We start from the raw sequence: 12,537 nt of genomic DNA, 5'->3' as shown, positions 1-12,537 counted from the left end.
AATAGTTATGCACGTAGCAATTGCCGGAAACATAGGCGCAGGAAAAACCACATTAACCAAATTATTAGCAAAACACTACAATTGGGAACCTCATTTTGAATCAGTTGATGAAAACCCTTACTTAGATGATTTCTACGGTGAAATGGAGCGTTGGTCTTTTAACCTGCAAGTATACTTTTTAAATAGCCGTTTTCGTCAAGTTTTAGAGCTACGCAAGTCAGGTAAGAAAATAATTCAGGATAGAACTATTTACGAAGATGCTCATATTTTTGCTCCAAACTTACATGCAATGGGGCTTATGACCAATAGAGATTTTAGTAACTATTCTTCGTTATTTGAGTTAATGGAGAACTTGGTAACTCCTCCTGATTTGTTAATTTATTTACGTGCAGATATTTCTACCTTAGTCGGTCAAATACATAAACGAGGTAGAGAATATGAAAACTCTATTAGCATTGACTATTTAAGTAGATTAAATGAACGTTATGAAGCTTGGATTAGCCAATACAACAAAGGAAAACTATTAATTATAGATGTTGATAATTTAGATTTTGTTGATAATCAAGAAGATTTAGGATATGTAATCGACAGAATCGATGCTCAGATAAACGGATTATTTTAATCCTCTTTTAAACTCACTCAGTAAAATTGCTGTAGCTGTGGCTACATTTAGGCTCTCTGTTTGTTGCAAATCACCAAATCTTGGAATGGTTAACGCGTGTTTTACTATTTGAGCAATTTCAGGTGAAATTCCGTTAGCTTCGTTCCCCATAACCAACACTGCTTTTTCTGGTAATGATGATGTGTACACATTTTCTCCGTCCATATCAGCAGTAAAAACTGGAAGTTTACTGTTTGTCAGAAAATCTTCTAAATCTACATACGAAATATTCACTCGTGTTAAAGATCCCATAGTAGATTGCACCACTTTTTGATTGTAACAATCAGCTGTATTTTTTGAACAAACTAATTCAGTTATTCCAAACCAATCACATAAACGAATAATGGTTCCTAAATTTCCAGGATCATTAATTCCATCAAGAGCAACCATAAATTTATCTTGATTGATTTTTTTTTCCTTTGGAATTTTAAACAATCCTAAAACTTTATTAGGGCTTTTAAGTGTACTTATTTTTTTTAATTCGTTTTCAGAAATTAACGTTACACCACATTTTTTTAATGGTTCAAAAGATGTATCTACAGAAAATAAGTGTTCAACTTCTAATGAAGATGCTAACAACTCATTTACCACTTTCACTCCTTCTGCCACAAATAATTGGTGCTTTTGTCTATACTTTTTTTGTTGTAAACTAGTTATTAACTTTATGTTGTTTTTAGATAAGCTCATTAAATTATTTTTAACACTCTAAAACCACTAAAAAATAGTATTTTTGATTCTTAATACGAGGCGTAAAGTTAATGAAAAAACTTTCTTTCTTCTTTTTATTAGTAGTCTTATTCAGTTCGTGTAGCACGATTAAATATGTTAAAGAAAATGAATTATTACTGGCAAAAAACACAGTGTATATTGACAGTGTAAAAACTTCGAGTGAAAACATTTCTGAATTACTTATACAACGTCCTAATGCTAAGGCTTTAGGAATGCCTTTATCGTTACATTTTTACAATCTTGGAAATCCTGAAGCACCAAAAACACCAAGTGAATGGGGAAAAAAACATCAAAAAACCTATAATTTTATTAGTGATGTTTTTTCTGAAAAGCAAAGTATTTCTGTTGCTAAAACTTTTATAGGTTTCAACAATTGGTTTTTAACTAGCGGGCAAGCTCCTGTTATTATAGACGATAAAAAAACGCGAAGAACAGTAGACAACTTAAAAACATACTATCAAACTGAGGGGTATTTCAGAGCAAAAGTTACATCTAAAAAAGATAGTATTGGTAAAAAGAAAGGAGAAATTAGCTATCATATTACCAAAGGAAACCCTTCGCTTATAGATACTCTTAAAACTTTTATCACTTCCCCTGTTTTAGACTCTCTATATCTATCGACTAAAGATAAAAGCTACTTAAAATCAGGAGATCATTATAAAGATAACAACTTTATAAAAGAAGCTAATCGATTAGTTAAACTATTTAGAAACAAAGGTATTTACCATTTTAATGAAAATTACATTTCCTTTGATGTTGATACGCTCAAAAACTATGAAAAAGCAGACGTAGATATTAACATCTCTGATAGAGCCATTCCTTTTCAAATTCAAAAAATTAAAAAAGTTAATGTTTATACAGATTTCTCTTATAATAAACGTAATTCTAAACACAGAGATACTACAAACTATCACGGAATTGATTTTTATGCTCTTCGCAAATTAAAATACAATCCTAAATATTTATCTCAATCTATCTTTATAAAACCGAATACTGTTTATAGTGATTCTCTCAGAAATTTAACTCGATTACATTTAAGAGGTTTAAAAAACTTTAAAGCTACTTCTATTAGATATGATGAATTGAGTGAAAATGAACTAGAAGCTAACATTTTTTTAACTCCTATTGAAAAATATACCTTAGGGTTTGAATCTGAATTATCTCGTTCAAATATTCGTAATTTTGATGTTTCTTTAAAATTCTCTTTAACTAATAGGAATACTTTTAAAGGTGCAGAAATCTTTAAATTTTCAACTTTTGGTTCTTATTTTAACTCAAACAATGGTCCTGGTTGGGAAATAGGTTCTGACATTTCTTTAGAAGTCCCTCGTTTTATGGCTCCTTTCGGATTACATAAACTAGTTCCTAAAAAAATGTTTCCTAGAACTAAATTCTATTCAGGTATAGCGATTCAAAAAAACATTGGTTTAGACAAACAAAACATCTCTGTTGGAATAGATTACAAGTGGGATTATGATGCTAAAAAATCTATTCAACTAGAAATACTAAACACGCAATACATTAGAAATTTAAATGTAGACAATTATTTTTCTATCTATGTTTCAGAATATCAAAAACTAGCTGAAGTTGCTCAAATTTATAACCCTTCATATACTTTTCCTGACAATACACCTAGCAACTCTAACGAAATAATAAGTTTCGTATCAGATGTTATTACAGATGCTAATTTTGCTGCTTCAAACCCTATTGAATTTCAAAACGTTTTAAATCTTGCAAACAGATATAATATTGTAACCTCTGACTTTTTGATTCCTGAAATTGCTTATGGATATACATATAACAATCAAGAAAGTGTTAAAGATGCTAGCTTTTCATTCCTAAAAATTAGAATTGCTAACTCTGGGAATTTTATGGGGCTTTTATCTAAAAGTAAAAATAGTTTGGATCAAAAAACAGTATTTAAAATTCCAATCGCACAATATTTTAAAACGGATATTGAATATAAAAAATACTGGGATTTAGGAGACAATAATGTACTTGCTCACAGAACTTTTCTTGGAGCTATTTTTACTTACGACAATTCAGACATTCCTTTCTCTCGTAGTTACTTTGCTGGAGGTTCTAATGACATCAGAGCTTGGAGAACCTATGATTTAGGTCCTGGTACAAGAAGCCCTGTGTTAGAATATAACATTGGAAGTTTAAAGTTTTTAACTAGTTTCGAATACCGCTTTAATGTCTTTGGTTCTCTTAAATCAGCTTTGTTTGTTGATGCTGGAAATATTTGGGACATTACTAATTCTAGTTTTGTTGATGATCCTTCTAAATTTAAAGGAATTAAATCGATAGAAGATATTGCAGTAGGTGCTGGTTTTGGGCTTCGTTATGACTTTAAATTTTTAATTGCTAGATTAGATTTAGGCTTCAAAGCACACGAACCTTACCTAACTGGTAATAGATGGTTTAGAAACTTTAATTTCACTAACTCAGTACTAAATATCGGTATCAATTACCCTTTTTAACAAACTACTTTCTATCAAAAATTTATCGCAACTTATAAAAAAAGTGTAGATTTGTTCCCTAATTTTGTAACACACAACTAATAAAAAACAAAAGATGATTAAACCTGGGGTTGCCACCGGAAAAGAAGTTCAAGAAATTTTTGAATTAGCAAAGAAAAAAAACTTTGCGCTACCAGCTGTTAATGTTGTAGGATCTAACACAATTAATACTGTTTTAGAAACAGCTAAAGAACTTAACTCACCTGTAATCATTCAGTTCTCTAACGGAGGTGCTCAATTCAATGCAGGTAAAGGCTTATCAAACGAAAACGAAAAAGCTGCTATTGCAGGTGCTGTAGCAGGTGCAAAACATATACATTTATTAGCAGAAGCATACGGAATTCCTGTTATTTTACATACCGATCACGCTGCTAAAAAATTATTACCTTGGATTGATGGTTTATTAGATGCTAGTGAGCAATTTTATAAAGAAACAGGAAAACCTTTATACAGTTCTCACATGATTGATTTAAGTGAAGAACCTTTAGAAGAAAACATCGAAATTTGTAAAGAGTACCTTGCACGAATGAGTAAAATGGGAATGACTTTAGAAATTGAATTAGGAATTACTGGTGGTGAAGAAGACGGAGTTGATAATTCTGATGTAGATGTATCTAAATTATACACACAACCTGAAGAAGTAGCTTACGCTTATGAAGAATTAATGAAAGTAAGCCCACAATTTACTATTGCTGCTGCTTTTGGAAATGTGCACGGAGTTTACAAACCAGGAAACGTAAAACTAACTCCAAAAATCTTAAAGAACTCTCAAGAGTATATTTCAGAAAAGTATAACGTTCCTCACAATACAATCGACTTTGTATTCCACGGAGGATCAGGTTCTACTTTAGAAGAAATTCGTGAAGCTATCGGATATGGAGTTATAAAAATGAATATCGATACTGATTTACAATATGCGTTCACCGAAGGTGTTCGTGATTATATGAAAGAAAAATCTGCATATTTGCAGTCTCAAATCGGTAACCCTGAAGGAGATGATGTTCCTAACAAAAAACATTACGACCCTCGTAAATGGTTACGTGAAGGAGAACAAACTTTTAAAGCTAGATTAAAGCAGGCTTTTGAAGATTTAAATAATGTAAATACATTATAAAATTCTTTGGAAAAAGAAAAACCAAACAACTAAAGATTAAAAAACTAAATTATGGCTTGGTTTAAACGTACAGACAAAGGGATTCAAACCCCAACAGAAGAAAAGAAAGACACACCAAAGGGTTTGTGGTATAAAACCCCAAGTGGAAAGATAATTGACACAGATGAACTTAAAAAGAACCTATATGTAAGTCCAGAAGATGGATACCATGTACGTGTAGGAAGTAAAGAATATTTTGAAATATTTTTTGATGATAATGAGTTCACAGAAATAGCACCAAAATTATCAGCTAAAGATCCTTTAAAATTCGAGGACACTAAAAAGTATCCTGAAAAATTAAAAGCAGCTCAGAAGAAAACAGGTTTAAAAGATGCTGCACGTGCTGCTGTTGGTAAATCAAACGGGAAAGACTTAGTAATTGCTGCAATGGACTTCTCTTTCATTGGTGGTTCAATGGGTAGTGTTGTAGGTGAAAAAATAGCACGCGCTATTGATTATTCACTTGAACACAAAATTCCTTTCTTAATGATTTCAAAATCAGGAGGAGCACGTATGCAAGAAGCATTAATTTCTTTAATGCAATTAGCAAAAACTTCTGTAAAGCTAGCTCAATTAGCAGAAGCTAAGATCCCGTACATTTCATTATGTACAGATCCTACTACAGGAGGAACAACAGCTTCTTTTGCAATGTTGGGAGACATCAATATTGCTGAACCAAATGCCTTAATTGGATTTGCAGGACCTCGTGTAGTAAAAGATACTACGGGTAAAGATTTACCTGAAGGCTTCCAACGTTCAGAATTTTTATTAGAACACGGTTTCTTAGACGCTATCTACGAAAGAAAAGACTTAAAAAAACAGGTAAATTTATATTTAGATTTAATACAAAACCAACCTGTAAGAGCATAACAAAAAAGCTAGCGTTTGCTAGCTTTTTTGTTTTCTGTCATTTTCAATATACATGAATAGTTTTCATTCAAAAAATAATTGTACATTTGCAACTTCAATGTAATAGCATTGAGTACATAATAATCATTTAAATAATATTGGCATGTATTTAACAAAAGAAGTTAAAGAACAAATCTTCGCAAAACACGGTAAAGGAGCAAATGATACTGGTACTGCAGAAGGACAAATCGCGTTATTTACGCACAGAATTAACCACTTAACTGAGCACTTAAAAAGAAATCGTAAAGATTTTAACACTGAGCGTTCATTAGTTAAAATGGTAGGTAAGCGTAGAAGTTTGTTAGATTATCTAAAGAAAAAAGAGATTAACAGATATCGTGCGATTATTAAAGAATTAGGAATTAGAAAATAATTCTACAAAAAAAGAGGCTCTATAAACGTGCCTCTTTTTTATTTTACATCAAAAAGTATTTCTGACTAACAAACAGAAATTTATATATAAAAAGTTCAAAATTATTAACAACAATTTTGATTTTCCATTGGAACAACAACAACACAACAACAAACAAAAACGAATTAAAATTTAGAAGAATTAATTTATGATTCCAAAAGTATTTAACCAAGTAATAGAGCTTGGAGATGGAAGAACCATCACATTAGAAACAGGAAAATTAGCAAAACAAGCAGATGGTTCTGTTGTTGTAAGAATGGGAGATACAATGTTATTAGCAACAGTTGTATCAGCAAGAACTGCAAACCCAGGTATTGACTTTTTACCATTAACGGTAGATTACCGTGAAAAATTTGCCGCTGCGGGTCGTTACCCTGGTGGATTTATGAAGCGTGAGGCACGCCCTTCAAACGAAGAAATTTTAACAATGCGTTTAGTAGACCGTGTATTACGTCCACTATTCCCAAAAGATTATCATGCAGAAACCCAAGTGATGATTCAATTAATGTCTCATGACGAAGAAGTTATGCCAGATGCCTTAGCTGGTTTAGCAGCATCAGCAGCGATTCAGTTATCAGACATTCCTTTTGAAGCTCCTATTTCTGAAGTACGTGTTGCACGTATTAACGGTGAGTTCATTATCAATCCAAGTGCTACTCAATTAGCAGAAGCTGACATCGACCTAATGGTTGGAGCTTCTAACGACTTTGTTGCCATGGTTGAAGGTGAAATGGATGAAGTTTCTGAAGAAGAAATGGCAGAAGCAATCCGTGTAGCACACGAAGCTATTAAAGTGCAGTGTGATGCTCAGGTAGCTTTAGCTGAAGCATTTGGTAAAAAAGAAACTCGTGAGTATGAAGGAGAAGCTGAAAATGAAGAGTTAGCTGCTAAAATTCACGAAGCTACTTACCAAAAATGTTACGATATTGCTAAAAAAGGAACTTCTAAACAAGAAAGAGGTTTAGCTTTTTCTGAAGTAAAAGATGAAGTTATCGCAATGTTTACCGAAGAAGAATTAGAGGAGTATGGAGATTTAGTAGGAAAATACTTTGGTAAAGCACATAAAGCAGCTGTTAGAGACTTAACTTTAAATGAAGGTTTACGTTTAGACGGACGTACAACTACTGATATTAGACCAATTTGGTGTGAGGTTGATTATTTACCAAGAACTCACGGTTCATCAATCTTTACACGTGGAGAAACTCAGGCATTAGCTACTGTTACTTTAGGTACCTCTAGAGATGCTAATATGGTAGATTCTCCAACATTACAAGGTGAAGAAAAATTCTACTTACACTATAACTTCCCTCCTTTTTCAACTGGTGAAGCACGTCCTTTAAGAGGAACTTCTCGTCGTGAAATTGGTCACGGAAACTTAGCTCAAAGAGCTTTAAAAGGAATGATTCCTGCAGATTGTCCTTACACAGTACGTGTGGTTTCTGAAGTATTAGAATCTAACGGTTCTTCTTCAATGGCTACTGTTTGTTCTGGTACTATGGCATTAATGGATGCTGGTGTTCAAATGAAAAAACCAGTTTCAGGTATTGCAATGGGATTAATTTCTGATGGTGATCGTTATGCTGTATTATCTGATATTTTAGGTGATGAAGATCACTTAGGTGATATGGACTTTAAAGTAACTGGTACTGCTGATGGTATTACTGCTTGTCAAATGGATATTAAGATTAAAGGATTATCTTATGAAATCTTAGTAAAAGCATTAAAACAAGCTCGTGATGGTCGTTTACATATTTTAGAGAAATTAACTGATACTATTGCCACTCCAAATGCAGATGTGAAGCCGCATGCTCCTAAAATGGTGAACAGAGTTATTCCTAACGATTTAATTGGTGCGTTTATCGGACCACAAGGAAAACACATTCAAGAGTTACAAAAAGAAACAGAAACTACAATTGTAATTAATGAAGATCCTGTTACTGAAGAAGGAATCGTTGAAATTTTAGGAACAAACCAAGAAGGTATAGATAAAGTTATAGCTCGTATTGAGTCTATGATGTTTAAACCTGAAAAAGGTTCTATTTACGAAGTAAAAGTGATTAAAATCTTAGATTTTGGTGCGGTAGTTGAATATACTGAAGCTCCAGGAAACGAAGTATTATTACACGTTAGTGAGTTAGCTTGGGAACGTACAAACAATGTAACTGATGTAGTAAACATTGGTGATATTATTGATGTAAAATACTTTGGAATTGATCCTAAAACTCGCAAGGAGAAAGTATCTCGTAAAGCGATATTACCTAAACCAGAAGGTTACGTTGCTAGACCACCTAGAGACAATAACAAAGATAACAGAGGAGGTCGTGACAATCGCAACCGCGATAACCGTCGTGATGATAGAAGACCTAGAGAAGAGAAAAAAGAATCATAATATTCTTTTCTATATAAAACAAAAAGGTAACCAAATTGGTTACCTTTTTGTTTTAATACACCTCTATTAAAGTTTCCAATAAAAAAAGGCTACCATAACGGCAGCCTTTTAACTTAGAGTTGTTCTAGATCATTCCCCAATAATCATATAAAAATCTTACTCTATAAAGAAATCCAATAATAAAACAGTTAAACACAAAAACACCCTACCTTTTTTTGAAAAAAATATTTAAATAAAAAGCCATTTTTTTAGCACTTCTTATTTAAGTTTTATTTTTCTTTGCATTCTACTCATGAAAATACAACGAATCACATACATTTCTATAGGAACCAATCAAGGGGACAAGCTTACAAACATTCAACAAGCAATTAATTTAATTGCGGATAAAATTGGTGCAGTTTTAAAAGTAGCTTCTGTATACGAAACAGCTTCTTGGGGTTTTAACAGTAACAATTTTTATAATACTTGTATAAAGGTTTCAACGTATTTACCACCTGAACAATTAATTTTAAGACTTCTTTCTATTGAAAAAGAATTAGGGAGAACAAGAAAAGACACTGATGGATATTCTGATAGATTGATTGATTTAGATATTTTATTATTTGATGATGAAATTATCTTTTCAAAAACTTTAATAGTTCCGCATCCTAGAATGTTAGAGCGTAAATTTGCCTTAGTTCCTTTGGTTGAAATTGCTCGTAATGTCATTCACCCAATAGAGAAAAAACATTTATATATCTGTTTAGAAAATTGTTCTGACACTTCGGAAATCACAAAGCTAGACGTGAAGCTTGAGCGACCAATTCCTATTACTGAAAAGTATAACTACATTGCTATAGAAGGAAACATTGGTGCTGGTAAAACATCATTAGCCAACATGATGTCTGATGAATTTAACGCTAAAATTGTGTTAGAACGTTTTGCAGACAATCCTTTTCTACCAAAGTTTTACAATGATAATGAACGTTTTGCCTTCCCTTTAGAAATGAGTTTTTTAGCAGATAGATACCAACAACTTTCTGATGATTTAGCGCAATTTGATTTGTTTAAAAACTTTATTGTTTCTGATTATTATATTTTTAAATCGCTCATTTTTGCACAGGTTACTTTGCATAGTGATGAATATAAATTGTATAGAAAAATGTTCGATTTAATGTACAAAGAAATCACTAAGCCCGATTTATATGTGTACTTATATCAAAATACTGAGCGTTTATTAGAAAACATTAAAAAGCGTGGACGTGATTACGAACAAAACATAGAAGCAAGTTACTTACAAAAAATTCATGACGGTTATAGCAATTTCATCAAAACACAGCCTGATTTAAATATTTTAATCATTGATGTTTCTGAATTAAATTTTGTAAATAATTTTGATGATTATGAAACTATCATCAATAAAATAAAAAATTACAATGCATAAAAAAAGCAGCTTTTAAAGCTGCTTTTTTATTTCTTAATTAACTCTAACTTTTCAGCAAAGTAATCGCAAAAATCGCGCATAGTAGCACTCATTTTTTCGTCGTTTGTAGCTCTTTCAAATGAATTTGCCATAGACACTAAGGTTTGATGAAAAAACTGCTTCATTTCATCTACAGGCATATCTTTGGTCCATAAATCCATACGTAACGTATCTTTTTGTTTATGATCCCAAACAGATAGCATAATTGCTTTTGAAGCTTCGTCTTTAATACCTCCATCTTCTGCGTTCCAAGTAATTTCTTCTGGAATTCTATTATCGTCTAATCCTACTTTAAATGTTATTTTTGATGTATGTTTAACCGCCATTATCTCTTTGGTTTGTATCCTGATTTTTTGAAGATTTCATCTTCACTTGTTTGTAATAATTGATGCAAAGATACATCATTCTTTTGCATATACGAACGTACGATTTGCCAACCAATCCACTCTCCTATTCTTCCTGGTGATTGACTATCTTCTTCCATATAAAACTTAGAAAAAGGAGCTAAATCTAAAAAGCGTTTATCAACATCTTTACTTGTACTGTACAACAAATCTTTTTCTACAAAATACATCCATATTTGTTCTTCATTCCTCTCTGCCCAATCTAATTTTATTTGTGAGTAACCAATTTTTAAGGCATCTAATGTATTTGGTAAATAAGCATCAAGCAAATACATTTTCTTTCCTCTATAAATCATTTTATCAATAAAACTCCTAGCCATACTAGGTAACATTTGCTTACCTACAATAGCTTTAGCTACATCTACTACGATGTGTTCTTTCGTATTATTTTGTTTTACATAAGCTGGATAATCATTATAAAACTCATGTTCTTTTCCTAAGTAAGAATCTAAAGAAATCAACAATAAACTATCAGTATATACTATTCGATTGTTGTAATCAATATTTGTTAGCATAGTAATCACTTTAGGACTTACAAATCTTGGATTGTAATATTTAACATGCTTAAAAAGAGATATTAATTGCCCTTTTTCTTCTTCTATATCAGGAAAAACCTTTTGAGTTTCAGCAAATAACTCTCGTTCGTCTTTATTATTAATCTTGTTCACCCAAACACTATCAGGTTGTGGAGGAAAAAACATCGGATATTTTTCTTTTGTCTTAGAAAGTTCACTAGGTTTTGTATTGTAAAAATCGATATCGAAACGCTCTATTTCTACATTAGCTTCAATATTCGACACATCAACACTTAATTTATTACTTTCTTCATTTTTACATGAAAACCCTATCAGAATTAAGGTAACCAACGCTAAAATTTTTCTCATGAACTTTAGTATATTTACGTTCTAAATTATAACGTCGAAATTACTAAATTAGTTTTTATCCGTTACTGATAAACTCTTAAAATATCTCAAAAATGAACACTCCTAAAGTTGCAGAACACATCATAAACTGGTTGAAAGAATATGCTACAAATGCTAAAGTGAATGGCTTTGTTGTTGGCATTTCTGGTGGAATTGATAGTGCTGTTACCTCAACTTTATGTGCTAAAACTGGCTTACCTACTTTATGTGTAGAATTACCAATTCACCAAGCTGAAAGTCAAGTAAGCAGAGGAAATGAACACATTAAGCAATTACGTGAACGTTACACAAACGTGAGTGAAGTGGAGGTAAACCTAACCTCTACATTTGAAGATTTTAAGACTGTAGTTCCTCAAATTGAATCTTCCCCTAAAGTTGATTTAGCTTTAGCCAATACTCGTGCTCGTTTACGAATGACCACTCTATATTATTTCGCTGGTTTACACGGTTTTTTAGTAGCTGGAACAGGAAATAAAGTAGAAGATTTTGGTGTAGGATTTTTTACTAAATACGGTGACGGTGGGGTTGATTTAAGTCCAATTGCTGATTTGGTAAAATCAGAAGTATATGAATTGGCAGCTTATTTAGGTGTACCTGCTTCTATTCAAAAAGCACAACCAACTGATGGTTTATTTGGCGACAGCAGAACTGATGAAGATCAAATTGGAGCTTCTTATGATGAGTTAGAATGGGCCATGAAAATGCAAGACGCAGGAAAAACAGTTAATGATTTTTCCGATAGAGAGTTAGAAGTATATAAAATATACACGCGTCTTAACCGAATTAATCAGCATAAAATGGTTCCTATTCCTATTTGTGAAATCCCTGAAGAATTAAAGTAGATTAACAGACATCATTTGTCGCTTAATCTTTTGATAAGCGTGTTTTTTTTGTCCATTTGATATATTGAAAGGCAGTATAATAAGCAACCTTAGCAACTCTAGAATTTGCAGTAACTTTCTCATTTTTTTTA

11 protein-coding genes are annotated in these 12,537 nt (G+C 32.1%); 8 read left to right on the top strand and 3 right to left on the bottom strand.

Going from position 1 to position 12,537, the window contains the following annotated elements; translation table 11 throughout:
- Positions 1-7: 7 nt before the first annotated feature.
- A complete protein-coding gene (locus tag N534_RS0110195; protein WP_028892394.1) occupies positions 8-622 on the top strand; it encodes a deoxynucleoside kinase in 615 nt (204 codons plus the stop codon).
- Here N534_RS0110195 and N534_RS0110190 read toward each other — a convergent pair.
- Positions 614-1,348, bottom strand: a complete 735-nt coding sequence (locus N534_RS0110190; protein ID WP_028892393.1) for an RNA methyltransferase — start codon at positions 1,346-1,348, stop codon at positions 614-616. The two genes, N534_RS0110195 and N534_RS0110190, sit on opposite strands and share 9 nt — an antisense overlap.
- Before the next feature lie 71 nt (positions 1,349-1,419).
- On the opposite strand from N534_RS0110190, the gene N534_RS0110185 reads away from it, so the two are divergent.
- The 6 genes from N534_RS0110185 to folK all read left to right on the top strand — a co-directional run bounded on the left by N534_RS0110185 (position 1,420) and on the right by folK (position 10,198).
- Positions 1,420-3,873 (top strand): BamA/TamA family outer membrane protein, encoded by a 2,454-nt coding sequence (locus N534_RS0110185; protein WP_028892392.1) that lies wholly within the window; start codon positions 1,420-1,422, stop codon positions 3,871-3,873.
- Between the two features lie 94 nt (positions 3,874-3,967).
- Positions 3,968-5,026 carry a class II fructose-bisphosphate aldolase gene (fbaA, locus tag N534_RS0110180; RefSeq protein ID WP_028892391.1) on the top strand — a complete coding sequence of 353 codons (1,059 nt, stop codon included), beginning with the start codon at positions 3,968-3,970 and terminating at the stop codon, positions 5,024-5,026.
- A gap of 51 nt (positions 5,027-5,077) precedes the next feature.
- On the top strand, positions 5,078-5,935 hold the full coding sequence (gene accD, locus N534_RS0110175; protein WP_028892390.1) for an acetyl-CoA carboxylase, carboxyltransferase subunit beta: 858 nt from the start codon (positions 5,078-5,080) through the stop codon (positions 5,933-5,935).
- A 142-nt stretch (positions 5,936-6,077) separates the two neighbouring features.
- Positions 6,078-6,347 (top strand): 30S ribosomal protein S15, encoded by a 270-nt coding sequence (rpsO, locus tag N534_RS0110170; protein WP_028892389.1) that lies wholly within the window; start codon positions 6,078-6,080, stop codon positions 6,345-6,347.
- Positions 6,348-6,534: 187 nt separating this feature from the next.
- Positions 6,535-8,775: a polyribonucleotide nucleotidyltransferase gene (locus tag N534_RS0110165; RefSeq protein WP_028892388.1), complete on the top strand. Its 2,241-nt coding sequence runs from the start codon at positions 6,535-6,537 to the stop codon at positions 8,773-8,775.
- Between the two features lie 292 nt (positions 8,776-9,067).
- Entirely contained in the window at positions 9,068-10,198 is a 1,131-nt protein-coding gene (gene folK / locus N534_RS0110160) for a 2-amino-4-hydroxy-6-hydroxymethyldihydropteridine diphosphokinase (RefSeq protein WP_028892387.1), read from the top strand.
- Positions 10,199-10,224: 26 nt separating this feature from the next.
- Here folK and gldC read toward each other — a convergent pair whose 3' ends face one another.
- On the bottom strand, positions 10,225-10,563 hold the full coding sequence (gldC, locus tag N534_RS0110155) for a gliding motility protein GldC (RefSeq protein WP_028892386.1): 339 nt from the start codon (positions 10,561-10,563) through the stop codon (positions 10,225-10,227).
- Positions 10,563-11,525 carry a gliding motility lipoprotein GldB gene (gene gldB, locus N534_RS0110150; protein WP_028892385.1) on the bottom strand — a complete coding sequence of 321 codons (963 nt, stop codon included), beginning with the start codon at positions 11,523-11,525 and terminating at the stop codon, positions 10,563-10,565. The genes gldC and gldB overlap by 1 nt, the downstream gene beginning before the upstream one ends.
- A 92-nt stretch (positions 11,526-11,617) precedes the next feature.
- On the opposite strand from gldB, the gene nadE reads away from it, so the two are divergent.
- Positions 11,618-12,406 (top strand): NAD(+) synthase, encoded by a 789-nt coding sequence (nadE, locus tag N534_RS0110145; RefSeq protein WP_028892384.1) that lies wholly within the window; start codon positions 11,618-11,620, stop codon positions 12,404-12,406.
- Positions 12,407-12,537 lie beyond the last annotated feature (131 nt).

This window comes from Tenacibaculum sp. 47A_GOM-205m (assembly GCF_000518405.1).
GTDB classification, from domain to species: domain Bacteria; phylum Bacteroidota; class Bacteroidia; order Flavobacteriales; family Flavobacteriaceae; genus Polaribacter; species Polaribacter lutimaris.
This window is presented reverse-complemented; position numbering and strand designations above follow the sequence as displayed.

Excerpts from the sequence above, each read along its gene's own strand:
- N534_RS0110195 (WP_028892394.1), top strand. The coding sequence starts at position 8 with ATGCACGTAGCAATTGCCGGAAACATAGGCGCAGGAAAAACCACATTA.
- N534_RS0110190 (WP_028892393.1), bottom strand. The coding sequence starts at position 1,348 with ATGAGCTTATCTAAAAACAACATAAAGTTAATAACTAGTTTACAACAA.
- N534_RS0110185 (WP_028892392.1), top strand. The coding sequence starts at position 1,420 with ATGAAAAAACTTTCTTTCTTCTTTTTATTAGTAGTCTTATTCAGTTCG.
- fbaA (WP_028892391.1), top strand. The coding sequence starts at position 3,968 with ATGATTAAACCTGGGGTTGCCACCGGAAAAGAAGTTCAAGAAATTTTT.
- accD (WP_028892390.1), top strand. The coding sequence starts at position 5,078 with ATGGCTTGGTTTAAACGTACAGACAAAGGGATTCAAACCCCAACAGAA.
- rpsO (WP_028892389.1), top strand. The coding sequence starts at position 6,078 with ATGTATTTAACAAAAGAAGTTAAAGAACAAATCTTCGCAAAACACGGT.
- N534_RS0110165 (WP_028892388.1), top strand. The coding sequence starts at position 6,535 with ATGATTCCAAAAGTATTTAACCAAGTAATAGAGCTTGGAGATGGAAGA.
- folK (WP_028892387.1), top strand. The coding sequence starts at position 9,068 with ATGAAAATACAACGAATCACATACATTTCTATAGGAACCAATCAAGGG.
- gldC (WP_028892386.1), bottom strand. The coding sequence starts at position 10,563 with ATGGCGGTTAAACATACATCAAAAATAACATTTAAAGTAGGATTAGAC.
- gldB (WP_028892385.1), bottom strand. The coding sequence starts at position 11,525 with ATGAGAAAAATTTTAGCGTTGGTTACCTTAATTCTGATAGGGTTTTCA.
- nadE (WP_028892384.1), top strand. The coding sequence starts at position 11,618 with ATGAACACTCCTAAAGTTGCAGAACACATCATAAACTGGTTGAAAGAA.